The following is a 24,823-nucleotide window of genomic DNA, read 5'->3' on the forward strand; positions in this document are numbered from 1 at the left end:
TCTCCTCATGTGCCGCAGCTAAGTGATAGCGCCTCCGAGCCTCGGACACGCAGAAAGTAGGTAGCCATGTCGATGACGGTAGGTCAACTGGTCAAGGTGCCCACATTGCGGACACGCCTGCTTGCCGGGGAGAGTGGCTTGCCATCAGAAATCCTCTGGGCTCACTCCTGCGAGCTTGAACGACCGTGGGAGTGGCTGGGAACGGGGGATCTGCTAATGACCACCGGTCGTAACGTCCCCGCGACGGCAGCTACGCAGGTCGATTTCGTCCGGTCACTGGCAGGAGCTGGCATCAGTGGGTTGGTATTGGCCGAAGGCATGGACAGTCCTTCATTAACTCCCGAAGCGGCGGCGCTAGCTGAAGAGCTGGCATTCCCTATCCTGGAAACGGCCTACGAGATCCCTTTTACCGCGCTCTCACGCGTTGTGGTCTCGGCAGGCCAAGGCGAAGTTCAAGCAAGGCTCAACCGCGTCCTGCGAGTCTATGACGCCTACCGGAGCGCCATACAGAACTCAACCAGAAGGGAGCAGCTGCTGCAACGGGTGGGCGTCGAGCTGGGACATGCGATCCATCTAGTGGATGCTTCCTCAGGCCGTGTGATCATCAGCGCCGGGTCGGCGCTGGCAGATCGGACAGTCGCCGCCATCGTGGAGCGGGTCCGTGAAAATGCCGTCTTGCCAGGAATCACGCGTCTGCAAACCGGGGGCGATGAATTCATCATCCTGCCGGTGGGTACGCATGCTGGTTGGGTGATGGTGGCAGACGTGACAGGGGTCCCGTTCGACGTCCTCGTTCTTCAGCACGTTAATACCATCGTCACGATTGAAGCCGAGCGTCTTCGTGCCGAAACTGAGTCGCGCCTGACCGTTTCCACTCGCTTGATAACTCAGTTAATCGGTGGAAACGTCGATTCCGAACTCGTTAGAGATCGCCTCACGGATTTCGGACTCAACCGTGGACCTTGGAGGGTCATAACTGCTGTCAGTACCCAGCCAGTCCGGTCCATCGACGCGATGGCTGCATTAGATGCTGTCCGAGCACGTTACTTGGTGGCGTCCCTAGACGACATACTTATCCTGGTGACAAACGACCCAGACCCCGTCGTCCGGGCTATCAATGAGATCGTCGGTGATGGCGGGCGGATTGGTGTCAGCAACGAGACACTTCGGATAAGCGGCATAGCTGATGCCCTACGCCAAGCCAACTGGGCGCGCGAGGCGGGATTCACGGGGAGCGGACGCATCGTCTATTACGGAGAGAACCGGCCTCTTTTCCTCCCAGCCACAATTTCCGATGCAGAAAACGTCGTGCGCACCATACTTGGGCCTCTCATTGATTACGATGAGCGGAACGGCACTGATTTAGTGGATTCTCTGCACGTGTTCTTCGAGGCGAACCGCTCATGGCAGATGGCCAGCAAGATGCTGCAAGTGCACAAGCAAACCGTCGTATATCGCATGCGACGAATCTCGGAGCTTACCGGTCGGCGGCTGGATGAGCTGGACGACATCGCCGAACTTCATTTAGCACTGCGTACGCTGCAGTTGTTAGGGAAGAAGTACCGGTACCCACTTGTTCCGTAGTACAACAGTTCACACATTCCAATGCTTTGAGAGGTTATGAGGTGTACTACTGATGTGAGACACAGTTTGAAAGGATTGTGCCCATGTCTTCCCGTCCCAGCTATTCCGATGAGTTCAAGGCCGATGCCGTGAATCTCGTCATCTCCTCCGGCCGTTGGCCCGCCTCGGTGGCCCCCGAGTTGGGGGTCTCCGTGGCCGCGCTAAAGCGGGGGCGCAGCTGCATCGGGAAGGAGAGGCCGGTGCCGGCGGCAAGCCTGATGATCCGGTGGATCCCGCGAAATACAAGACGGTGGAGGCACGGCTGAGGGAGCTGGAAAGGGAGAATGATTTCCTGAAAAAAGTTCGGCGTTCTTCGCCAAAGAACAACGGTAGAGGACCTCTACCGGCTTGTTCACGAGAAGAACGCTGACTTTCCGGTGGCCTGGATGTGCGCCCGGCTGGGCGTTCCGCGGGCCTCGTATTACCGGTGGCTGGACCACGAAGAGTCACCGACGGCTGCCCGGCACCGGGGGCTGACCGGACTGGTCAAGGCGATGTTCGATTCCTCCGATGGGATCTTCGGCCATCGCATGGTCCACGCCAAACTTGCCGCCACGGGTGTGGCGATTTCCGTGGGGACGGTCGCTGCCATCATGGCGAAGAACGGCTGGGCGGCCAAGCGGATGCGCGCCTTCAAACGCACGACCATCCCCTCGGACCCGGACAAGGTCTTCGCGGACCTCATCGGCCGGGACTTCACCTCAGATACCCCCGGTACGAAGCTCGTCTGTGACATCTAATGCCGACGTCGGCATTAGATGTCGCCCACGTACCTGCGGTTCGGCTCGCCCGTGGTGAAGTCCCGCCCGATTAGGTCGGGGAATCGGCGCCCGGACTGGTCCGGGACCGTGGTGCGCATCCGCCGGCACAGCCGGATCCCGGCGAGCCGGTGCCCCCCATCACCCTGGCGACCCGCTTGTGGTTGACCCGCTCACCGGCGGGGACGCCCTCGTTGAGATCACTCGTGATCCTCGGGCCCCGTACGCACGGTCCCCGCCCTGCCGCGGGTCCTGCAGCACCCGAATCCGCTCGGCCAGCGCCGCATCCGCCGCGGCCCGCGCCGCCCGTGCGGGCGCCGCTGCGACCCACGCGTACCGACCGGGTTCGGGCTGGCCCGGCGCCTGGCGGATGCGGGGATCGAGTGTCTGGTCGCTGCGCCGCCCAAGCTGCAAGGCCTTCCGGGGACCGGGTGAAGACGTCTCGGATGCGGCGTGGCTGGCTCAGTTGGGTGCATACGGGCTCGTGCGCGCGTCGTTCGTTCCGCCTGAGCCGATCCGCCGTCTTCGTGACCTGACCCGCACGCGCACAATGTTCATCCGCCAACGCGCCAGTGAAATCCAGCGCGTGGAAAAACTTCTCGAAGACACCGGCATCAAGCTCTCCTCCGTCGCCACGGACCTCACCGGCGTCTCCTCGCGCGCCATGCTCGGGGCCCTCATTGAGGGCGAGCGGGATCCAGCGGTACTGGCAAACCTCGCCGTATACAGCTTGCGGACAAAGATTCCCGCCCTGATCGAAGCGCTGAACGGCAGGTTCAACGACCACCACGCCTTCCTCACCCAAATGCATCTGGACATCATCGACGGGCACACCCGGGCCATTGCCGCTCTCGATACCCGGATAGGCGAGGTCTTGGGACCATCCGCCGCGGCGCGGGACCTGCTCGTCAGTATCCCCGGCATCAGTGAGCGCGTCGCGGAAATCATCATCGCCGAAACCGGGGCAGACATGACCGTGTTCCCCTCGGCGGGACACTTGGCGTCCTGGGCCGGCACGGCGCCGGGCAACAATGAATCAGCCGGCCGCGTGAAATCCAGCAAGACCCGGCCCGGCAATCCATATCTCAAAGGAGCCCTCGGCATCGTCGCGTGGGCCATGTCCAGATCGAGCAAGACGTATTTCGGTGCAAAGTACCGACGACTCGCCGCACGGCGCGGACCCATGAAAGCCCTCGTCGCCGTTGAACACGCGATCCTCATCGCTGTCTGGAACATGCTCACGACCGGGGAACTCTACAAAGACCCCGGCCCCGACTACTTTGCCAAACTCCAGCCGGCCAAAACACGGGCCCGGGCCATCAATCAACTCCAAGCCCTGGGCTACACCGTCACCTTGGAACCAGCACCCCAACCTGCCTGACCAAGCCACCGCCGGAACACACCAAAGCGGGCGCTCACCACCCGTGGCTGGCTAATTTTCGTGAGAGTCTGACAGCGCCAGTCGATCAAGACGCGCCAGCCACCCAGGACCAACCCCGAACGAACACACAACGAGCGGTCCACGACAAACCAGCCGTGGACCGCTCACCCTTGCCCTCTTGACAAGAAACATCTACATATCAACTAGCCGACGAAGCTCGTGGGGTCCAACCCGGTTATCAGTCGAGTGATGGCGTCAACTTTTTGGCCTTGGTCTTGGAGCCTCTCCTGACGGACCATGGCCACCCGGACCAGGTTGCCACCCACAAACCGAAAGGGTTCAGGCGGGAGGGAACTCTTGGGTCGACGGATGATTGGGAGGCGGCTCCAATCGTCGTCGGAATCCAGCGCCATGGAAGCCAGCACTTGGCCGGCCAAGTACGCCGGGCCGACTCCGTTGCCTGAGAATCCAGTCATATAGCTAACGGATGGGTTTGAGCGCAGTCGGCCGGCGAATGGCAGACCGTCGACGGAGTAGTCGATTTTTCCGCTCCAGCGATGTGTTACCGGCACATCTGATAGCCGTGGAAGCAGCCGGCGCAGATGGGACTCGACCGCATCGTGTCGCCCGTTCGGCCCGGATGTGGCAGCTCCTCCGATCTCGCCACAGAAGGAGAGCCCGCCGCCGCCCTTGCCAAATACCAATCGGTCATCTGATGTCGACCGGTAGTAGTGCACTAGACGGCGGGAATCCGAAACTGCAAGGCCGTTCGGAAAGGACGTGCCGGCAAGTACATCGCCGCATGGTGCGGTTGCTACAACATCGCTACCTACGATCACGAGATTGCGTCTAATTTCAGGTATACCGCCCAGAGCTGCATTGGTAGCAAGCACTACTGAGGTGGCTTGGACTCGTCCTTGTGTCGTGACCACTTCCGTGAAACTCCCTCTGCGTTCCATCCGTCGCATCGGCGATAGCTCGTAAACGCGTACCCCCAGCTCCAGCGCGCGTCGCAGCAAACCCTGTACGAACTTGCCGGGATGGATTGTCGCCACGCCGCCTTCAATTACGCCACCTAAGTGCTCGGCAGAGCCGGTTAGCCGTTGAACTTCGTCGGTGGGAAGCGCAGCGTAAGGTGTTTGATGGGCAGCAGCGAGTTGACTTATCGTGTTGTCCCAGGAGCCAACTTGCGTAGCATTGGTGGCCGCCCACAACCAACCTGAGGGAATGAAGTCAGCCTCAATCTGATGCTTCTCAAGGTAGGTTCCTATGGATTGGACCACTTTCTCGGATAGCTGCCCCAAATAGACGGCATCGGCGCTTCCGAAGAGCTTCTTCAGCGTTGCAAACTTTGGCCACCATGTCATCGCGAAGCCTCCGTTGGCGCCGCTAGCACCGGCGCCTGCCACTGCTGCCTCAACCAGGCAGACGTCGAGCTCGGGCCGACGCTCCTTCACATGAATAGCCGTCCAGAGGCCTGTGTAGCCGCCGCCGACTACACAGATGTCAGCTTGGGTGGTGGACCTTAGGGTCTCGGGTGAACGAGAGCGTGTGGCCTGCTCCATCCAAAGAGTGGTGAATGCTTCATGGGTCGGCTGCTCTGTTTCTGTCACGGCTTCCTCGCAAGATTGAGACGGGTGGTAAGCCATGATCTCTGGTGCTTGCAACGCTTGGATAGCAGTCGAAAAGACAAGATCGTTCCGCGGATTCATCTTCGTGTACGAGGGTAAAGGGTGATCTCGTTACTCATGAGGTTCGCGTTCATACAGTTGAACAGGAAGCAAGGTTGAACCCATACTTGCGTCGCCTTCTATAGCGTGCTGACGAGAGATTATTGTCAAAGATACGCAGTCACGGGTCAGAAGACCCGCGCACTCTCTTTGAGGAGATACAACAATGACTACCGAAACAATCAGCGGCGCCCAAGCCACTGATACTTTGAGCGGGGCCTTTATCGGGGGTAGGTGGGTGGCTGGAAGAGGTGGCCACTTTGAGGTGCGGTCGCCCCACAAGGGCCCAGTACATACGGTTTCGCGCTGCAACGCCGAGGATGTGGCTGAGGCCGTTAGCGCTGCCAAGCAGGCTCAGCCCAAGTGGGCCGCAACATCTGTGGTCGAACGCGTCGAAGTTCTGAACCGCTATCACCAGCTCATCCTTGAACACGCAGAAGAAATTGCTCAGATGGTCACGCTGGAGACCGGTAAGACCATCAACGAGACGCGCGAGGAATTGTGGGAGTACACGGCTCCTGCATATCAGCGTGCGGCAGAGGAGATCTTGCGGTTCAAGGGCCAGACCTTCCCCTCTACACAGGAGCGGACCAATAACAAGAGGTTGGTCCTGAATCACCGCCCCATCGGGGTTGTTGCAGTAATCGCCCCGTACAATTTTCCGACTGATATCAGCTCCATTGCCATCGCCCACGCCTTGGCCGCTGGCAACACCGTCGTGTGGAAGCCTTCGGAGTACGCGCCGCGCTCGTGCGCTATGGTAGCCGAGCTCGCTGAACAAGCAGGTGTCCCTGCCGGTGTACTGAACGTGATTCAGGGACTTGGCGATGCAGGTGCGGCGCTGGTGGAAAGTGACGACGTCGACGGCATTTTCTTCACGGGTTCCACCGCCACCGGAATGAAAATCGCCGAGCGTGCAGGATTGAAGAAACTGCTGCTCGAATTGGGTGGTGACGGTCCGCAGATTGTCCTGGCCGACGCAGACGTGGATGCTGCGGTTGCAGGGGCTATCACTGGCTCCTTCTACTTGGCTGGACAGGTGTGTACCTCGGCCGAGCGTATCCTGGTCCACCAGGATATTTATGACGAATTCGTTGAGAAATTCGAGTCGGCAATCCGGAAGCTGAACATCGGTGACCCGCACGACCCCGCGACCGATATGGGTCCGCTTTGCAACGAGACCACTTTGCACCGCGTCAGGAACCATGTTGCGGACGCCGTTTCCCGTGGCGCCCGGGCAATCCAGCACGGTCCGGAGGAAGGCCTGTTCTATCCGGCCACCATGCTGCTTGACGTCCCACTGGACGCTGACATTATGAAGCACGAAACTTTTGGTCCAGTAATTCCTGTAATCAAGATCCATAACGCACAGGAGGCTATCGACATCGCCAACTCGTCGGGGCTCGGCCTGGTGGCATCTCTATGGACGAAAGACCTCGCCACAGCTTGGCGAGTGGCCGAGGCTCTGCCTCACGGCGCGGTAAACATCAACGAGTCGAACAACTTCTGGGATCAGCTCGCACCCTTTGGTGGAGCTGGTAAGAGCGGCGTTGGTCGCGAGCTTGCGACCAACTTCTTCGACACTTTCATGGAGCCCAAGCTGCTCGTGTTCGATCTCGGCGATGGTGTACGGGGCGGACGGCGAACCAGTAACGCTTGGTGAGATAGCTGGTGGCATCGCTTAGGTACAACACATCTCGCGAGTTTGCCCAGCAGGATAACTAGACACTGCGTTTGAGCACGAGCAGCTGATGAAGATCAGTTGCTCGTGCTCAAACCCGTGCGCCTTCTCAGGTAGAACCGCCGCCGAATCGGCAGACCATCAACATCGATGAACCTACCTCATCCCCTTGGATCGGCCTTCACTACCGTCACGAACTCTTGCCCCATTACATGCACGAACACTTAGCCCCGGCATAGCCTGCATCCGCCGCCAGGGTCGTCCACCACGCCGCTACGCGGAGGTTTACAAATGAGTTGTTCAGGGGCGCTTCGCTCCGCCTTGGTGATGGAAGTTTCCGTCGAAGCCTTACCTCGGCGCGGGGATCCGCTGGTGACGTCCGCGGTCTCAGGACACACTTAAAGCGTGTGTTCCGGTCGTCCCCGTACTTGCCTTGGTGCCGGCGAGCCTGCAAATGAGTTTGGTGGTGGAAGGCACAGCTTTGTTGTCCGCGGGACCGTGGACTGTTGCCTTGAGTGGCAGATAGCTTTTGTTGGAACTGCTGGTCTGGGTAGTTGGTACTGGGGTTCTGGGGGGACTTGGTACCGGCCCTTCGCTTGTCTGCTCGGGGCCGGCACCATGTCCTGGTTGGGGTCTATTCCCAGTGGTCCGGTTGGGCCCGGGCCGTATCGTCGCGGAGTCGTCGCATGTCCACGTCGCCGAATGAGCTGGCGGGCATTGTTGGCCAGCCGGTTCACGATCGAGTCCGCGGCCACCCGGTCCGGCAGGGCCTCGACCCAGTAGGCCGGGCCGGACTGAGAGGCGATGAGGGTGGGCAGGCGGTGTTCCCCGGTTGGCCAGGACCGCGAAGAGGTCGTTGGCGGCTTCGGGGTCGATGCCCACGGTGAGGAAGTCATCGATGACCAGCAGGTCCACGTCCGAAAGCTCGTTGAGCAGCTTCTGGTGGCCGATGCCGTCACCGCGGGCGATGACCAGCCGGCGGGCGAGGTCGTCCATCCGGGTGTAGGCGACGGTGTGTCCGCTTTGGCAGGCGGCGATCCCGATCGCGCAGGCCAGGTAGGTCTTGCCGCCGCCGGTCGGTGAGATGACCATCAGGTTCGTGGGGTCCTGGCGCCATTGGTGGGCGGCGTAGCGCTTCATCCGCACCGGGGTGATCCCGCGTCCTTCCTGGTAGTTGATCTCGGCCACCGAGGCCTGCGGGATGGGGAACCGTGCGGCCCGGATCAGCTTCTCGATCCGATGGGCCTCTCGCTGGGCGAGGGCGTCGTCCACGGCGGTGAGGAAGATCTGCTCGGGAGTGAGCTCGTCATTGGCCTCATCGGTGATCAGTTCCTCGAACCGCACGGCCAGGTGCGCGATACGCAAGGCCCTGAACTTCTCATGATCGATGCTGGTGAACATCAGTCCTGCACCCCCTGACCGCCGCGCCGGTAATGCTCGGCCGAACGCACATGCAACGCGGCCCCGAGGCCTGCGCCGGGGTCGGAGCCGCCGGCGGGTTTGCGGGTGGCCGCCGCCGGTGTGATTGTTCTGGGTTTCTTGGTGTCGGAGTCAATGGTTGCCATGATCCGCTTGATCGTGCTGTAAGTTCCCGGGCCCTGACCGGTGTCGAGCAGGACCTGGCAGGCGGCCTCCAGGCGTGCCTTGTTCCGCTTGCCCAGGGACTCCAGGATGTTCTGGCAGTCCAGATAGCCTTGGGCCTCCACGGCGTGCCGGTCAATGATCCCGGCGATGACCGCCTCGGTGGCTGGCCCGAAGCCCCGGGCCCGGTCCGTAAACCACCGCCTGGACCACAGCCCGTCGATACCCCGGTGCCGGGTCGGGGCATGCGCGGCATCAGTCGAATACTGGCCTTTCCGGCCCTGCCGCCGGACATGCTCACAAATGACCTGGTCCCCGTCGAAGACGGTCACCGTCGTGGACGTGACCCGGACCCGCAGCAGCTGCCCGGCGTAGGTGTAGGGCACCGAGTAATGCTGGGAATCGCAGCTGACGTGGTAATTCCGTCCGACCTTGAGCTGCTTCCATTCCACCGAGTCGAACCCGTCGGCCGGCAGCGCCTGGAGCAGGCCGGACTCATCGGCGGTGAAGCGCTCCCACCGGGTGCTGCCATCGGCCCGGGGAATCTGCTCGTTGATCTCGACCAGCCGGGCCCCGATCGCCGCGTTCAGGGCCTGCACCGTAGTGAAGACCTCCTCGGCCAGGTAGCCGATCACCCGCTTGTTCACCACGTTCACCGCGGACTCGGCTGCGGCCTTGTCGCGGGGGCGTTTTGCCCGGGCGGGCACGATCCCTGTCGAGTAGTGCTCGGCCAGCTGCTGGTACCGGGCGTTGAGCACCCGGGCTGACTCGCCCCGCTTCGGCCGGTGGGTCGAGGTCGCCGGATTGTCCGGGGACCACCAGCTGCGGGACCCCGCCGTAGAACGAGAAGGCCGCCACGTGGGCAGCAATCCAGGACGCCGATGTCATGTCCGTGTACCCATGGCAGAACACCGCCCCGGAATACGGCAGCACCGCCACGAACAGATAGACCCCGGTCACCTCCCCGGTGACCGCGTCCACAACCCCCCAGGGTGTCCCCGGCCCAGTCCACCAGCATCGCCCGGCCCGGTTCGTGGTGCAGCGTCGCCACCACATCGGTCACCCGGGCATGCTCGGCGAACAAGGCGCAAAACTGCGAATACCCGTACTTCTTCCCGCCGTTCGCGGCACTCGAGACCAAATACCTGCTCCAGGCCTGCTGGAGAGTGAAGTGCCGGTTCTCCCGCATCGAAGCCATCACCCGATCAAAATCCGGGTGTTCGTATGACTCCGTGACCCTCTTCCGGCCATCGGGAAACAACCGGGCGATCTCCTCCGGGGACATCGCCCCGATCTGTCCGGCGGTAAAGCCATAAGCCGCAATCGTCCTCTTCGCCGCGGCCACGTCACGGCGTGAACACCCCACCACCGCGACGATCTCGTCGTAGCTACGACCAGCAACAGCCAAGGTCATGATGGCCTTGAAATCGGCCATGCTGCCTCCTCACATAGGAAAAGGCGGCGCCCAGTGCACCGCCTCACCCACAGCGCAGCACCCACAGACCACGACAGTACCAACTCACCGGAACAGCAATACCAACAACCCGGAACACGAGTACCAACTCACGCTATCTGCCACCTTGAGCACGAGTGTCAGAGTCGTCGTTTGAACCGCCTTCCCCAGAACGCACGCACCGTTGTATCTGCCGTTAGCCGCGCCCGGGCCGGAACCCATACGAACGCGGTTCGAACCGTGCCTCCCACTCAGGCTCCAGCGCATTGGCAACACGGGCTTGTTGCACCCGGTCGCGCAGCACCGGAATTCCCAGTGGTCGCTGTTTCCCACCCGCTTTGGGGATGTAAACCCGCTTGACCGGGCGGGCCTGCCAGGGGAACGTGTTCCGGTGGAGATCCACCGCCAACGCCGCCCTGTCCGGCGAGGTCAAGGCAACCTCACCATCGATGCCCGCGGTCTTGCGGTCAGCATTGTGTTGCGTCACCCGCCGTACGCTGTGAAGCGTGTTCGACCGGCTGCGCAGCATTAACTTCTGCAGGTTGCGACCTTTTTGAGATTCCCATCCTGCGACGCCTTGAAGATCCTGTCGCAGACACCGTACGTCCTCCTCAACTGAGCGCCACGAAATCGTGTCCCAGTCCAGAGCCTCGTCCTGCGGTCCGTTCACCTCAAGGGTGCCTAACTTGTCCGCAGGTTCCGATACTGCCAACGTTCTTTCTCCAAAGACTCACCCGGCCCGCGTCAGCAACCCTCACGGGTCCGGGCAACGCCCGGTATCCGGCCAGTTATGCGACCCCGCCGCCGGAAGGGTGCGGTATGCGGGTTCGGTTTCCTGTTGCCTTTCAGCTACCGGCATTTGCTTCTTGAGCCATCCTGTTCCCGACGGACAACATCAGCGTTCCTTACTTACGGTCGGCCTACCTGACCACCGGTCCGGACCCCGCCGGGGTTTCCACGTTCCACATGCGCAAGACACGACCGGTCAGGGTGCCGCCTCTACCCCGGGGCGGTGGTGTTCACACGATCGGTCAAATGCGCCCGACCGCCACCTGCTGCTTTCCAGCAGCCAGCCCTGCACCCCGGCACCACTTCCATCTATCCGAGGCTCATCTTGACGAGGTCTCAACAGCGATTCACTTACGTTCACCGATCCGGTCTTCCCCTCACCTGCGGTCCTTGGATGGAACAACCACCGCTTCGGCTTTTCCCTGAGCTTCACAACCCGCCGTTACCGATGACGCATGTCAAGGAGGGGACGGGCATCGAACACACACCCGGGATCACGCCATCGACAACATCGCCGATCCTTACCTTCCAACGCGTCCACCTACTGCATGCGACTTCGTGTCGCACCACCTACGAGATGCCTCTCTTTTCGGTGAAAAGGTGTTCTAGACAAACCCCATTTTCCGCGAAAAGACAGGCATTCTCGGTTTAAACCGGCCGACAGCGCCCCGATCAGCATCGGTGGATCAAGGCTTAGACAACGAGGACCCTTTGCGCGCGCCTCTTATCCTCAGTCTGCTTCACATAATAATCGGTCTCTGCCCGTTCGATAACCTGGGATGAACCAATCTGGAATTGATTCAGATCCCCCCGCGACAGCGTAGGCGCAAGATCCACTGTCGATGGACGACAGCGGCACATCACAGATAAAGTCCAAACAAAGGGATCGGCGCAAATAGCCAGCTTTCACCCGACGGCGCTACTTTGAAGGCCCAGCTCGATATGCACGTGTGGGCGTCAGGAGGATCGATGACGAAGTTATTCGGTTGCAGCCAGCTTCGTCAAGATCCGCCTTCCTTCAGTTCTGCATGGATGTCGCCACTTACTCGCAGTCCGGATTCTATAGCGCCGTCGAAGAACCCAGCCCAGATATTGGCGATGTCGCTACTGGCGAAATGCAGCGCGCCTTCGCTGGCCTGCTGCCCTGTCAAATACTTCGTCAGCTGGCCGGGTCGCTGGACCTGCCAGGTCTCCTGAGCATACGGATCGGTCATCCACTTGTGGCCAGTGACTTCGAGGACTTCCAGGTCGTTGCGCCATACTTTAACCGCCTGCTGGACCTCTTCGAGGTTCGTGACGTCGATACGCGTGGCGTCGGCACCGAAGGCTGCAAGCACAGCGTCGTTGTCGCTGACAAATTCGGTGCGAATCACAGACAAAGGCTTGTCCTGCGAGGAGTAACCAACAAAGGGAGTTATGGAGCCCTTGACTCGTATCCATGCCTTGACGCCCTGAGACGCGGTTCCTTCCCGACTCGGGGTGAGCTTAGCTTCGGAAAGGGCCGGGTCGATTTGCAGCTGGTGAAGCACGTTTTGGGGGACGCTGATGACGACTTTTCTGGCCTGAATCTCTTCACCGTCGCCGTATGCAATGGTTGCACCCGCGCAGTCGTGGCTGATTGACGTAACGGGGCTGCTGAGACGAATGTCAGCGTTGCTATCCGCCGCGATGGCCTTGGGTAGTGCATCGTTACCGTTCCTAAGGCGAAAAATTGCCGTGGCCTCGTGCATAAGTCGCCAGTGCCCGGAGGTCGCCGCAGCCCATCTCAGGGCGTTGACGTAAGCACACTGGTCAAGTGGCGCGTTAAAATGGCCAACCCACGCGGCTTCGTTGGCGTTGCGTTCGTCCTCAGAGAGGTCCAGCTTGTCCAGCATTTCCTGAAGGTTATATTGGTCCGCGTCGACGAGTCCCTCGTTGGTCAGCGGCGCGTCCGGACGAGGGAGCCACTTCATTGTGCCTTCCAGCAGACGGGTCATGCCCGGGTCGATCAGGTCCATGAAATCTTCTCCGGTTCCGCGGCGGATTTGATCGCCTGCGAGCCAGTAGACTTCCTCGGCTCTTGGACCACGAGTTACTTCAAGGCCGTATCGGGTTATCTCTGCCCAGACATGGGGTTGGGTCCAGTGGATCCAGTTTCCGCCCATTTCCAGGTCCTGACCCAAGCGGTGGTCTGTCCACAATCGGCCCCCGATCCGGTCTCGGGCTTCCAGAACAACCACCTTGTGCCCGCGATTTCCGAGCTCACGCGCTGTGATCAGACCCGCAAGACCGCCACCGACAACGACGACGTCAGTTTGTTCATTCATGTTCTTTTTCCTCTTGCTCTGGGGCGGAGCGAGGGCTGACCTCACCACCCGGCTTGCATTCCCCGCCTTTTTGGATAGGCCAAGGCGTGCCGATTCGTGAGGATCTCTAGGGGCCTGGCGTGACCTACGAATGCAGATCCCGCATGTCCACTCGCCTCCCAACCGTTTGTTTCACACCAGCCTATGGAGAAGCACTCGGGGTTGGGATAGTGGGGAGGCTTAAAGCGTCGGTCACTGGCTATACTGCCGTCTAAGTGCCGTCGAAGGCGTACTTACGGACAAGGTGAATCCAGTATCGGATTTATCATTATTATCAATCTCTATGTCGAGTACATGTGAGCAGCCGCAGTTGGCCGGGAGACCTCCTGCCCACGAAGGCGGCCAGGGGCTGATCGTAAAAAGGGAAACATTGGCAGCTTGATCCCGCTGCCCACATCAGGCTAGGCAACCGCTACGTCGAACCTGCGTAAGGGAAATGATGGACCGACCCAATTGGCCACGGACGTCCCGACAGCGCACATGAAAGAACATCGGCTTGTGCGACGGGACTCTATCTCATAAACGGTGTATCCGGCGGTTTGTTTTAGTAGTTTTCAGCGGCCGGGAATCGGTCGCTGAAAGTGATGGCGAAGGCGTTCAAAGCGGGCTTCCAGCGCATTGTCCATCGGGTCCTGCCGGCACCGGTCGGATCGAGCGATCGGGTGACCAGATAGAGGCACTTTAGCGCAGCCTGCTCGGTCGGGAAATGACCCCGTGCCTTCACGGCGCGCCGGTACCTGGCGTTCAGCGACTCGATGGCGTTGGTGGAGCAGATCACGCGCCGGATTTCCACGTCGTAGTCCAGGAGGGGATGAACTCCTCCCACGCGTTCTCCCAGAGCCGCACGATCGCCCCGTATTTCCTGCCCCAGCGCTCCGTGAGCTCCTCGAACGCTGCCCGGGCGGCATTGGCGTTCACGGCTGTGTGGATCGGCTTCACGTCGCGTTTGAGGGCGTCCCAGTCCTGCTTCGAGGCCAGTCGGAACGTGTTGCGGATCAGGTGAATGATGCACGTCTGCACGGTCGTCAGCGGCCGGACATTCCCCACGACCTCGGGCAGGCCCTTGAGCCCGTCGCAGACCAGGAAGAAGCTGTCCTTCACGCCGCGGTTCTTGATGTCGGTGAGCACGCTCATCCAGAACTTTGCGCCCTCCCCGCTGGTCCCGGCCCACAGGCCCAGGATGTCCTTCTCCCCGGCCAGGGTGACCCCGATCGCGGCGTAGACGGGCCGGTTGGCGACCTGCCCGTCCCGGACCTTGACGACAATGGCGTCGATGAAGATCGCCGCGTAGACCTCATCCAACGGCCGGTTCTGCCAGGCGGCCATCTTCAAGCACCCGGTCGGTAATCCGTGAGACCGTCTCCTTGGAGACCGAGGCGCCGTAGATCTCGGCGAATGGGCGCTGATCTCCCCGGTCGTCAGGCCCTTGGCGTAAAGCGATAGGACCATCTCATCGACCCCGGTCAAACGCCGCTGGCGCTTGGCGACGATCTTCGGCTCGAACGTGCCCTCCCGGTCCCGCCGAACGTCGATCTGCACCGGGCCCGTCGTCTCCGTCAGCACGGTCTCGGACCGTGTGCCGTTGCGCGAGTTCGCGGTGACCTTCATTCTTCAGAGAGTAACGAGAGGCCCGCCTATACTCGAGGCATGACTACGGAGCGGGCCGAAAAGGCCGAGACCGACGTGCCCGCCGTGGGTGATGTCGATGCAGGAGCGCTCGGACCGTTGGAGACTGTGATCGCGTCTCAGGTGAAGCGGCACAGGATTGAGGCTGAGATATCGGCTGCTGAGCTGGCGAATCGGACAGGCTTGTCGAAGGCGATGATTTCCAAGATTGAGTCAGCGAGCACCTCTTCCTCGCTCACTACCCTTCAGCGGTTGGCAAACGGGTTGAACATTCCCGTGACAGCCCTGTTCCAAGGTGCCGATACGGAACGTGAGGCCACGCTTACCCGGGCTGGGGAGGGCAGTGTCACAGTCAGGAGCGGCACCCGGCACGGCCATGAATACCGTTCATTAGGTTCACTGAATCGTCGCGAGCGCGCCATCGGGCCGACCCTGGTGACTCTGACGAGCGCCTCCGATGTATTTCCTCAGTTCCAGCACGCTGGCACTGAGTTCATTTACATGCTTGAGGGTCGAATGGTCTATGGGCACGGATCCTACGAGTACGAACTCGGCCCAGGAGACTCACTGGTGTTTGAAGGTGAGGGTCCGCATGGTCCGCTGCGGTTGGTGGAATTGCCCATTCGCTTCCTGGCCGTGACCGCCCCCTGAAGCTAATGGCCAGGAACCCGGTTCAGCGGCTGTTGCTCCCGTACAGACCGACCAGCGCGACGGTTCCGGTCCCTTTCACCAAAATCTGTTCGTTTCTTGACCCGAAAATTGTATCGAGGCCGTGAAGTTTCCTGTTACCTGCGCGGGCCACGCCATTCAGCAGAACGATGGCCTGGTGCGGAAGCAGCAGATGTTCTTGGAGCGGAGCGATGGATACGCTGCCTCCGGCATGGCCTTGGCGGCACATCAGGTTCAGGTTTTTCACAGGGCCCTTGGGCAGTGCTGCTCGTGTGGGCATGCTGCCGTCGAAAGCCAGCGGCTGAAAGGGGGAAGCCAGTTGGGATCTGCCGTTAATAGTGAGGTGAAGCGGGCCGCCGTCGACAACAGTCAGAATGCGCCCGACGCCGGGCAGCGGAGAGAAGTCTCCGGGCTGCCCGACATCGGCTATCGAAAGCCGCCAGTCCCATCGCTTGCCGGTTCCGAGGGTTACGGTGCCGTCCCTGCCGATGCCTCCGGAGGCGATGACTTTGACCGTACCGCCTCCGTTGATCCAGCGGGTCTCGGCGATATCGGCGTAACGGACGATGTTCATCAGGACCGGGACGGAGAACCGAGCATCTCCGGTTCTTCGTCGATGAAGTAGGCCTCTTCGGCGTGGGCGGCGAGGTCGATGCCGCGCAGTTCGTCCTCGGGCCGGATCCGCAGCCAGGCGACATTTCCCGAATCCATGGGAAACCCCTTTCAAGAAGCAGTACGTCGGGTGTGGGTATGCGGTGGTTCGCGTGGGGGCAGGTGACCTCTGCCCCCACGCGGGTCTGTCGTCTCTAGGCGAGGGCTGGGGTGTCCCAGAGGTTCAGGACGGTGCCGATGTTCTTCTCCTCGGCCGTGCGGTACAGGTCTGTGGCCCAGGCGACGTCTTCGATGGGCATGCCACCGACGGAGTAGAGGATGACTTCCTCGTCGTCGCGGCGGGCGGGGAGCTTGCCGGTGGCGATGTCGGCGATCTCTTCGATCTTGGAGGCGGGGAGCTTTCCTTCGTCCAGGAGTCCGAACCAGTGTGATCCGGGGATGCCAAGGATCTGGTAGGCGGTGGGGCCGTATTCTTCGAGCCACGCACGGTAGAGGCCTTCGGCGTCGATGACCAGTCGGGCGTCGCCTTGGAGGAAGTCATCGTCGAAACGGGCCGCGGCCGGGAGGAGCAGGAGGGCGCCGGGCTTGATGGCGTGCTTGGGGAAGTATGGGAAGGCTTCGCTTCCGGCGGCGTCGGTGGAGGTGGTGGCCATAACGACGTCGGCCTCGGTGATGGCGTCTTCAATGGTCGCGGCCGCGGCGACCTTGGTGAGCTGGGGGAAGGTGGCCTGGGCCCAGTCAACGAACGCCTGGGTGCTGCCGGTGCTTCGGCCCTTCACGTAGAGGGTGTCGATCGAGGGGCGCAAGGCCAGGGTGGTGGACAGAACGGAGCGTGCGATGACGCCCGGTCCGACGACGGCCGCGACCTTGGAGTCTGCTTTGGCCAGGTGCTTGACGCCGACACCCGGGACGGCGCCGGTCCGGTAGGCGCTGAGAAGGTTGGCGCTCATGATCGACAGGGGTGCGCCGGTGTCGCGGTCGTTCAGGACGAACACGTGAATGGAGCGCGGGAGGCCCTTGGCGCGGTTCTCGGTGTTGGAGCCGTACCACTTCACACCGGAGGTGCCGAAGCGGCCACCGAGGTAGGCCGGCATGGCCATGAAACGCCGGTCGGGTCCATCCTTCGGCATTCCCTCAAATTCAGGGCTTGCGGGGAAGGTGATCATGGCTCCGTGGGAGTTGCCGTTTTCGCCGGCCATCCGGTAGTCACCCTGGCGCAGCAGGACAAGGGCTTCCTCCATGACGTCGGTGCAGCGAACGAGATCTCCGACACCGGCCTCGATCATGTCGGGCTCACTGAGGTAGCGGAAGTTGATTTGGGTGCTGGACATAGGGGATTCCTTAGGTTCTTGTGGGGAAACGTTGATAACTGCTAGTAAACAGCGGCTGCGTTTCGCTCCCGTCAAGCAGATGTTTCCGACGTGTAACTTCTCCGTGGGTGACCACATGGGAAAGCACCCGCGCCGGGTTCGCGCCAATGCCGTTCGGTTAGGGACTGCCGATTATTAAGTTGTCGGTATGTCTGCATCGGGGATGGTGATGCCTGCCGTGCGGGCGAGGGTGTAGAGGTCGTCGAGGTGGAGGAGGCGGTGGCCGGCGGGGTGGATGCCGTGGTCTGTCTGTTCCAGCAGGCCTCGGATGTCGCGGATGCGTTTGTTGATTGTCTCGGGCCGGACGCCGAACAGGGTGGCAACGGCGGTTTGGGGCAGGCCGAGGCGGTGGTGCAGCACGGTGGCCAAGAGCCGGTCGGCGAGGGTGAGGCCGGGGCGGCGGTGTGTGTGATCGACTGTCTGCAGGCCGTTTCAGCCAGGAATTAGAGCCAGGTTGGTGGCTCGTTTCAGGCCAAAAGAGCGGTAAGAATAAGGCCAGTTTCTCTTCCCGAAACCTTGGTTTCGGGCCTGGTCTGGAGATAGAGATCCCCCGGTGGCCGGGGTCCTTCCCAGAGTGTCAGGGACATGGGCCCGCCACCCCCAGATAGGTTCCTTACGGCGCTGCCATTGCCAAGCGTGTGCGCCGGAAGGGCTGGAAAGTGAGATGACGGTACCCATGTCCGTTCAAGAAAATATCAGAACCCTGGATTCCCTGGGAGTCCCGGGCCGGGAGATCGCCCGCCGGTTGGGCGTTAGCCGGTCCTCGGTGGCCAAGTACGCCGGGCAGGAGAACTTCTCCCCGGAACCGCCGGTGCCGCTGTCCCGGCGCGGGGCCTCGGTGTTGACCGGGTTCGAACCCATTATTGAGCAGTGGTTGGGCGAGGACCAGCGCCGGAACCGCAAGCAGCGGCATACGGCCAAACGCGTGTTCGACCGGCTCGTGGATTAGCATGACCAATGGCATAAAGCCAGACTGAGCTTCCCTGGCGCCAACGAAAGCAGACTGAACCAGAACGGGCGCAATGCCAGATCAATGACTTCTCACTCAGCCTCAATCTATCTGCGCGGCCAAGTTTCAAAGCCGACACGAGCGTGACGCAAGCCACCCAGCATTCAGACAGCAGTATCACCACGCGCAGCGTCGTTCGTACCCAAGAACAATTGGCTAGTATCTTCGCAGGTGCTTTTCTTGTTCTCACAGCATATGCGCACGAGGAGATACATGCGGTGCCACACACGAAGTGAAGTAGACTCCTTACCCCCCAACAAGGGTTGCCCTCGACACGCCTCTAGCTAGTCAAGCATCCAGCACTCCCTGGACCGTTTGCGGGACTTTTTCACTCAGGCGAGTGAACCCAGCATGCAGCTGTGAGGAAGAACATTGTGTCCAAAAACAGGAGTATCCCTACTCAAAGAACGGTGAAAGAAATGGCCATTCCCAACTCTCAGCCCACGCCTGCGGCATCTGGGGAGGCGATCGACATATGGCCGGCAAAACCCATGATGACCACCAAGACGGACAGGCCACGATTGCGTTGCCGATTCATAACGTCCCAGCCGATCGGCCAATGGGACGACTTCATTCTTTCGGAGTGGGAACTAGAAGCCTGCGAGTGGGAAGACGTCCATCCTCACACCGAAACGAACTACCTGCTCGAAGGCGAGCTCCACGTAGAAAGTGATGGAGAGACAGTAATCCTGAAGCCAGGTGACTCGGCCCGTGTTAATGCCGACCGAACCGGACGGTACTGGGCGCCGGTCTACGCACGTATGGTCACCATCTACGGACCTAACCCGACGGGCGCGGAATCCCACTCCTTCGTGTACAGGGAAATCTAATCCATAGCGGCTCAACGAACGCTTATCGCTGGGCAAAATCAAAGGAATTACTGGCAGGGACCTCTCGTCCTCGGCAGACTTCTCGGCCTTCTGGCTGGCCTACCAAGCTTGGAGTTCATTCCCGCCAAGCTCGAACTAACCCACCCAGGGAGTGGCCAACGTTCCCATAGGACCGGCACGACGGTGCACATCAAGCGAGATCTTTGACGCGTCTAATGTAGGTACCGCCGCACGAGGCGGGCGCCATTGGGCGGCCCACCTGTCCGCACGATTCTGATGGCCAGGCGGTCGGTCTCGTCGCTGGGCCGTCAGACCCCATGGTGATGGCCTGAGTAACGCCATGCCGTCGATGGGCGCCCAGCCATATTCGGACTGCTGTACGAAATCGAACATTTATAAAAACTCACTATTGGCATGCCCTGGGCAAAATAGTTGCCTTAATCCTAGGCAATGAGACCAACACACACTCGACCAACCGGCAGACGTCTAGGCGGCACCGTTTCCGCCTATAGACGGTGAAGATCAGCTGATCCTGAGGAGCGTGGCGGTGAGTTCCACGATGTACGTCGGCTACAGGGTCCTGTCCGGCCATGCCGGGATCGGTGAATTATCCTCCTCGCCAGGCTGCTCTTGGTTGCCGGGCACAACTCTTGGAGCAATTGAAATGACTATTATGAACGATCAGAAAGAACTCCCCGAGTCGCCTCCGGGGGGAGGGGCGACGAAGCGTCTCACTGGAAATCTGACTACATCGGGCATTGTCTTCACAGTGCTGGCCTTCAATGCGCCGCTCACTGTGTTCGTGGGCCTGATACCTTTCGTTATCGGTTCGGGCAATCAGCTCGGGGCCCCTGTCACCTACTTGGCAGCGTGCGCGTTGGTACTTTGCTTCGCCGTAGGATTCACAAGCATGGGTAGGCATCTGACTAACCCTGGCGCCTTCTACGCATACATCACGGCCGGCCTTGGCCGACCTGTTGGGCTCGGATCCTCATTCCTCGCCCTTCTGGCCTATTTCTTCTTCCTCGCAGGCGCATTCGCGTTTGGTGGCGTGTCTTTGGAATCGCTAGTGCGAGACGTCTTCTCAGGACCTGACATCCAATGGTGGGTCTACACGTTTATCTTGATCGCCATCGTCGGAGTGCTCGGGTATGTCGAGATCTCCCTCTCAGCCAAAGTCTTGACCGTGTTCATGATCTTCGAAGTTGTCATCATCGTCGCCTTCGACGTAGCTTCCTTCGCAAAGGGAGGGCCTGAAGGTCTGACCGTCGCACCCTTCCTCCCCTCGAACATCTTCTCGGGCAACGTAGGCTTGGCCGCACTGCTGGGCGTCATGTGCTATGGCGGCTTTGAGGCCACAGCGGTTTTCCGCGAAGAGGCGCGCAACCCGGAACGCACAATCCCACGGGCAACCTATATCGCGATCCTATCGATGGGGTCGATGTATGCAATAAGTGCTTGGGCGCTTATCAACGGAGTGGGGCCAAGCAACGTCGTCGCGCAGTCTGCAGAAGACCCGGGCGGGACGGCCACCGGGGCCGTCGCACTCTACCTCGGCAAGATAGCATTCGACGTGGTCCTGGCTCTGGTTTGCACCAGCATTTTCGCAGCCATGATTGCCACGCACAATATCAGCGCCAGGTACCTGTATTCCTTGAGTATGGACCGCGTCTTCCATTCATCCCTGAGGAAGATCCACAGTAAGCACGGCTCCCCGCACGTCGCCTCTCTTGTGACGAGTCTTGTTGCCGTAATCTTCATTGCGGCGCTGGCCATAGCTGGAGTGGATGGAACCTCGCTCTTCGGAGTGCTTGAAGGGATAGCTGCCTACCCACTAATCCTGCTGCTGCTGCTCACGAGCGTTGCTGTGATCGTCTACTTCCGCCGCAACCCCCAATATCAAGTTGGAGTATGGAAGAGCACCATTGCCCCCGGTCTGGCGGCTATTAGTTTCGCGGTCGTAGCCGTGATTGGGACTCAAAATGTAGCCCTCTTGATCGGTGGCGACGAGGTCTTGGCCGGCATCCTCCTGGCACTGTTCTATTTCGCGCTCGTATCGGGCATCGCCCTTTCGCTTGTCTATCGAAAGCGGAGGCCCGAGGTGTACGCCCGGATAGGACGTCAAGAGGCCTAAGAGACTTGTGAACAGCCTCGGAGGCTGCTGAACTGAGCAACCTTCTGAAGGGTCAGTGCCGGCGCGTGAGCGCATTGCCTGGCCCTTCAGGCATGTACGGGTGGACCAGGTCGGTCAACGCGCACCCACGGCGCCTACGCATGGTCATTCCTGCCGGCCGACCCTCACGCAGCGGCCCATGATCCGGCTATTTTGGCCAGTCCGAGTTAAAGAAGTCGTTTGCGGTTCACGGTCGGCGATGTGCAGCGGGCAGCCTGTGCAACTGGCGCCGAACACGGCCCGTCACCGTGAGCGTACGTACCAGTCCGTTGGGGCTACGTCAGAGTCCCGCCTGGCTCATTGTAGATGAAGTTATCGACCGTGACCCCGCGACGACGAGCCTGGGGCTGCGGAATTTTTCAAGTCAGGCGGTACCAAGGTGAGTTAGAGCCTGTTCCTAAACCCGGCTTCCGTCGGGCCGGAGGGCCCGGTACGCGGCGCGGTGGCTGTTAATCGGGCAGAACTCCTGTTAATCCTGTTATGTCTCAGGACACCGGTGACAGTTCTGCCTCAACACATCGGTGACAGTTCCGCGGGTTATGGTGGTGACACTTCCCGGGTGTTAACGGTTTACTGAATGGCCCGTGGCGGCGGCAAAGAATGACGGGTGAACAAGAATGAGCCTGTCAACGCCCGTATCCGCCTCGCCATCGCCCAGTGGCGCGATGACGCACCACGCGGCGCTGTCAGCACATTCTGCGCCGAGCACGGCATTACCCGCAAGATATTCTATGCGATCCGGACCAGGGCGCGTGACGAGGGCCAAGCCGCGGCACTGGAGCCGCGCTCACGCCGCCCAAAATCTTTCCACCCCGGCTCTCCGAGGACCTGAAGAACGAGGCGTTGAAGGTGCGTGCGGCCCTGGAGTCCTCCGGCCTGGATCACGGGCCGATCAGCGTGCACGACGAGATGGTGTCCCTGGGGATGCGCGCACCCTCGCCTGCTTCGCTGGCGCGGATCTTCCGGGAAAGGAACGTGGCCCGGTCCGAGCAGACGAAGAAACCCCGCGCTTCGTACCGCAGGTTCGTCTACCCGGTCCCGAACGCCTGCTGGCAACTGGACGCCACCGAGACGAACGACTTCTACGAAATCGTCGTTGAACGCCACCGCCGCAAGTCCACGATCATCAGCTCCAACCGGGAACCAGCCGAATGGCTGGGAATGACCAGCGACACCCTGCTGGCCCAATCAGCCATCGACCGGCTCACCCAAGGCGCCCACACCCTCGTCATCGAGGGCCCCTCCTGGCGCCAACGCGCCAGCGAAAACCGGCGCGCCGCCCTTGACGAAAAACAAGGAGACCCCCAATGCTAAATAGCACTTACACGTGGTCCCATACCCGTGGCAACGCGGTGGTCCCATCCCGCTCGCAAGCGACAGAGGGTGTCGCATCATTGCATATCAATGCCGTCTCCGTATCAGAGACTGGTCCAGATCTCATCAGTTCGAACTCTTCAACAGCTCATGCCTATGGTGCAGCAGGAACTCGTGTTTGTAATGTAGACCAATCCATGGGGAAGTGCAGAAGTCGTCGATGCCAAAGGCGCGGCGTGCCGGTGCCGTCTCCACCGTGACTTCGTGGACCGGGACCGTGTCTCCCGATAGGAGCAGGCCTCGGCTTGTGACTAGGGCCATAAGTCGACGTCCGAGCATATCTTTCCCTTACTTCTAAGCGATATCTGACCATTTCGGTCAGAGGTGCGCTTTATGAAACAGTTTGCCGGGGGTACGCGGCGCTAAGGGCGCGACTGATTGCTTCTACCTGCTCTTTGGCGTCACCAAAGAGCATCTGGACGTTTTCCCGATAGAACAGTGGGTTTTGGACGCCGGCATAGCCGGCAGCCATGGATCGCTTGAACACGATGATGCTCTCAGCCTCCCAAACACGCAGCACAGGCATGCCCGCAATGGGGCTGCCGGGATCCTCCGCAGCGGCGGGGTTGACAGTATCGTTGGCCCCTATAACCAGTACGACTGAGGCATCGGCAAGGTCGTCGTTGATCTCGTCCATTTCCAACACGATGTCGTAGGGAACCTTGGCCTCGGCCAACAGCACGTTCATGTGCCCGGGCAGGCGCCCGGCTACCGGGTGGATGCCGAAACGCACATTGACGCCTCGTTCACGAAGTCTTTGTGTCAGTTCGGCGACGGGGTACTGCGCCTGGGCTACGGCCATGCCATAGCCGGGGGTGATGACCACGCTGGACGCGTTGGCGAGCAGTTCGGCAGTAGCTTCTGCGGTTGTCCCCCGATGATCCCCAAAGTCGATGTCGACTCCCTTGGGCGCTTCGACGCCAAAACCGCCGGCGATGACGGAGAGGAAGGACCGGTTCATGGCCTTACACATGATGTAAGAGAGGTAGGCGCCGGAGGATCCAACCAGGGCCCCGGTAATGACGAGCAGGTCATTGTTGAGCAGGAAACCAGCTGCTGCTGCTGCCCAACCTGAGTAGCTGTTGAGCATGGAGACGACCACAGGCATGTCGCCGCCCCCGATCGAGGCGACCAGGTGCCAGCCCAGGCCCAATGCAAGCACGGTGACAACAACCAGAAGCCACAGTTGAGAGTCGTTAACATACCAAATGGTCAGGGAGACGAATACTGCCAGCGCTCCTACGTTCAAGAGGTTCTTGCCCGGCAGCATCAGAGGCGAAGACTTCAGACGGGCCGAAAGCTTGAGGAATGCAACGATCGAACCAGTGAAAGTCACGGCTCCGATGAAGACACCGATGAAGACTTCGGCGTGATGGATGGCCTGCAGATCCTCGGGCAGGTCGGGAGCCAGCAAATGACCGTTCCAGCCGACCAGCACAGCTGCCAGTCCTACGAAGCTATGGAGCAGGGCAATGAGTTCCGGCATACCGGTCATCTCCACGACTCGGGCGCGCCAGAGACCGATGGCACCACCCACCAGAACCGCGGCGAAGAGGAGGACCAGGCTCACGTTGCCCTGACCGGCTCCCATCGCATTCTGCAGGGTCAGCCAGATGGTCGCCGCCAAGGCGATCACCATTCCGGAAACTCCGTAGAGCACGCCGGCGCGAGCTCTCTCGTGCCGGCTTAGGCCAGCCAGACTAAGGATAAACAGCAAGGCAGCGACAATGTAGGCTGCCCCCGCGATGGATTCTGCGGTCAGGGGGCCGGAGAGTGCGTCAGACACGGTTACGCTCCTGGTAAGGGTGGAGGCTGCTTC

General features: G+C 60.8%; 17 protein-coding genes and 7 pseudogenes. 12 read left to right on the top strand and 12 right to left on the bottom strand.

From position 1 onward, the window contains the following. The first annotated feature begins 66 nt into the window (after window positions 1–66). The 3 genes from ABCW42_RS21285 to ABCW42_RS21295 all read left to right on the top strand — a co-directional run bounded on the left by ABCW42_RS21285 (window position 67) and on the right by ABCW42_RS21295 (window position 2,363). A complete protein-coding gene (locus ABCW42_RS21285) occupies window positions 67–1,584 on the top strand; it encodes a PucR family transcriptional regulator (RefSeq protein WP_423185149.1) in 1,518 nt (505 codons plus the stop codon). An 83-nt stretch (window positions 1,585–1,667) separates the two neighbouring features. Beyond that, window positions 1,668–1,889, top strand: a complete 222-nt coding sequence (locus ABCW42_RS21290) for a transposase (RefSeq protein ID WP_423185146.1) — start codon at window positions 1,668–1,670, stop codon at window positions 1,887–1,889. Between the two features lie 120 nt (window positions 1,890–2,009). Beyond that, on the top strand, window positions 2,010–2,363 hold the full coding sequence (locus ABCW42_RS21295) for an IS3 family transposase (protein WP_423185147.1): 354 nt from the start codon (window positions 2,010–2,012) through the stop codon (window positions 2,361–2,363). Window positions 2,364–2,380: 17 nt separating this feature from the next. Here the strand turns inward: ABCW42_RS21295 and ABCW42_RS21300 are convergent. Beyond that, window positions 2,381–2,717: pseudogene (locus tag ABCW42_RS21300) on the bottom strand (IS3 family transposase); the annotation flags it as partial. An 88-nt stretch (window positions 2,718–2,805) separates the two neighbouring features. Between ABCW42_RS21300 and ABCW42_RS21305 the strand changes: the two are divergent. Next, a pseudogene (locus tag ABCW42_RS21305) lies at window positions 2,806–3,762 on the top strand (IS110 family transposase); the annotation flags it as partial. A gap of 203 nt (window positions 3,763–3,965) precedes the next feature. On the opposite strand, the gene ABCW42_RS21310 reads toward ABCW42_RS21305, so the two are convergent. Next, window positions 3,966–5,375, bottom strand: coding sequence for an NAD(P)/FAD-dependent oxidoreductase (locus ABCW42_RS21310; protein WP_423185150.1), 1,410 nt, complete (start codon window positions 5,373–5,375; stop codon window positions 3,966–3,968). Window positions 5,376–5,658: 283 nt separating this feature from the next. On the opposite strand from ABCW42_RS21310, the gene ABCW42_RS21315 reads away from it, so the two are divergent. Next, on the top strand, window positions 5,659–7,155 hold the full coding sequence (locus tag ABCW42_RS21315) for an aldehyde dehydrogenase family protein (RefSeq protein ID WP_423185151.1): 1,497 nt from the start codon (window positions 5,659–5,661) through the stop codon (window positions 7,153–7,155). A gap of 405 nt (window positions 7,156–7,560) precedes the next feature. Here the strand turns inward: ABCW42_RS21315 and ABCW42_RS21320 are convergent, their stop codons facing one another. Both ABCW42_RS21320 and ABCW42_RS21325 read right to left on the bottom strand, forming a co-directional pair. Further along, complete coding sequence (locus ABCW42_RS21320; protein WP_423185152.1) at window positions 7,561–8,574, bottom strand: ATP-binding protein; 1,014 nt, start codon at window positions 8,572–8,574, stop codon at window positions 7,561–7,563. Then, window positions 8,574–9,512, bottom strand: coding sequence for a Mu transposase domain-containing protein (locus tag ABCW42_RS21325; RefSeq protein WP_423185153.1), 939 nt, complete (start codon window positions 9,510–9,512; stop codon window positions 8,574–8,576). Before ABCW42_RS21325 ends, ABCW42_RS21320 begins: the two co-directional genes overlap by 1 nt. A 234-nt stretch (window positions 9,513–9,746) precedes the next feature. Between ABCW42_RS21325 and ABCW42_RS21330 the strand changes: the two genes are divergently transcribed. After that, window positions 9,747–10,070: a hypothetical protein gene (locus tag ABCW42_RS21330; RefSeq protein WP_423185154.1), complete on the top strand. Its 324-nt coding sequence runs from the start codon at window positions 9,747–9,749 to the stop codon at window positions 10,068–10,070. A gap of 333 nt (window positions 10,071–10,403) precedes the next feature. Here the strand turns inward: ABCW42_RS21330 and ABCW42_RS21335 are convergent, their stop codons facing one another. The 3 genes and pseudogenes from ABCW42_RS21335 to ABCW42_RS21345 all read right to left on the bottom strand — a co-directional run bounded on the left by ABCW42_RS21335 (window position 10,404) and on the right by ABCW42_RS21345 (window position 14,949). Next, window positions 10,404–10,877 carry a reverse transcriptase N-terminal domain-containing protein gene (locus tag ABCW42_RS21335; protein WP_423185165.1) on the bottom strand — a complete coding sequence of 158 codons (474 nt, stop codon included), beginning with the start codon at window positions 10,875–10,877 and terminating at the stop codon, window positions 10,404–10,406. A 1,120-nt stretch (window positions 10,878–11,997) separates the two neighbouring features. After that, complete coding sequence (locus ABCW42_RS21340) at window positions 11,998–13,464, bottom strand: flavin monoamine oxidase family protein (RefSeq protein ID WP_423185155.1); 1,467 nt, start codon at window positions 13,462–13,464, stop codon at window positions 11,998–12,000. A gap of 421 nt (window positions 13,465–13,885) precedes the next feature. After that, a pseudogene (locus tag ABCW42_RS21345) lies at window positions 13,886–14,949 on the bottom strand (IS256 family transposase). Between the two features lie 39 nt (window positions 14,950–14,988). Here ABCW42_RS21345 and ABCW42_RS21350 point away from each other — a divergent pair. Beyond that, on the top strand, window positions 14,989–15,618 hold the full coding sequence (locus ABCW42_RS21350; RefSeq protein WP_423185156.1) for a helix-turn-helix domain-containing protein: 630 nt from the start codon (window positions 14,989–14,991) through the stop codon (window positions 15,616–15,618). 22 nt (window positions 15,619–15,640) lie between these two features. Here the strand turns inward: ABCW42_RS21350 and ABCW42_RS21355 are convergent, their stop codons facing one another. From ABCW42_RS21355 to ABCW42_RS21370, 4 genes and pseudogenes are all read right to left on the bottom strand, one after another. Further along, window positions 15,641–16,210: a HutD family protein gene (locus tag ABCW42_RS21355; protein ID WP_423185157.1), complete on the bottom strand. Its 570-nt coding sequence runs from the start codon at window positions 16,208–16,210 to the stop codon at window positions 15,641–15,643. Continuing rightward, window positions 16,210–16,347 carry a hypothetical protein gene (locus ABCW42_RS21360; protein WP_423185158.1) on the bottom strand — a complete coding sequence of 46 codons (138 nt, stop codon included), beginning with the start codon at window positions 16,345–16,347 and terminating at the stop codon, window positions 16,210–16,212. The genes ABCW42_RS21355 and ABCW42_RS21360 overlap by 1 nt, the downstream gene beginning before the upstream one ends. A 95-nt stretch (window positions 16,348–16,442) precedes the next feature. Then, window positions 16,443–17,579, bottom strand: coding sequence for a tyramine oxidase subunit B (locus ABCW42_RS21365; RefSeq protein WP_423185159.1), 1,137 nt, complete (start codon window positions 17,577–17,579; stop codon window positions 16,443–16,445). A 174-nt stretch (window positions 17,580–17,753) separates the two neighbouring features. Continuing rightward, window positions 17,754–18,026 (bottom strand): annotated as a pseudogene (locus ABCW42_RS21370) (transposase family protein); the annotation flags it as partial. Window positions 18,027–18,294: 268 nt separating this feature from the next. On the opposite strand from ABCW42_RS21370, the pseudogene ABCW42_RS21375 reads away from it, so the two are divergent. The 5 genes and pseudogenes from ABCW42_RS21375 to ABCW42_RS21395 all read left to right on the top strand — a co-directional run. Then, window positions 18,295–18,564, top strand: a pseudogene (locus tag ABCW42_RS21375) (IS21 family transposase); the annotation flags it as partial. 554 nt (window positions 18,565–19,118) lie between these two features. Continuing rightward, on the top strand, window positions 19,119–19,457 hold the full coding sequence (locus ABCW42_RS21380) for a cupin domain-containing protein (protein ID WP_423184976.1): 339 nt from the start codon (window positions 19,119–19,121) through the stop codon (window positions 19,455–19,457). 664 nt (window positions 19,458–20,121) lie between these two features. Beyond that, a complete protein-coding gene (locus ABCW42_RS21385) occupies window positions 20,122–21,591 on the top strand; it encodes an APC family permease (protein WP_423184977.1) in 1,470 nt (489 codons plus the stop codon). Window positions 21,592–22,237: 646 nt separating this feature from the next. Then, window positions 22,238–22,701, top strand: a pseudogene (locus tag ABCW42_RS21390) (IS481 family transposase); the annotation flags it as partial. Then, a pseudogene (locus ABCW42_RS21395) lies at window positions 22,687–22,944 on the top strand (ATP-binding protein); the annotation flags it as partial. The pseudogenes ABCW42_RS21390 and ABCW42_RS21395, both read left to right, overlap by 15 nt. A 391-nt stretch (window positions 22,945–23,335) precedes the next feature. On the opposite strand, the gene pntB reads toward ABCW42_RS21395, so the two are convergent. Beyond that, complete coding sequence (gene pntB, locus ABCW42_RS21400; protein WP_423184978.1) at window positions 23,336–24,790, bottom strand: Re/Si-specific NAD(P)(+) transhydrogenase subunit beta; 1,455 nt, start codon at window positions 24,788–24,790, stop codon at window positions 23,336–23,338. Window positions 24,791–24,823 lie beyond the last annotated feature (33 nt).

It is taken from the genome of Arthrobacter sp. NyZ413 (assembly GCF_049390645.1).
Lineage (GTDB): Bacteria > Actinomycetota > Actinomycetes > Actinomycetales > Micrococcaceae > Arthrobacter.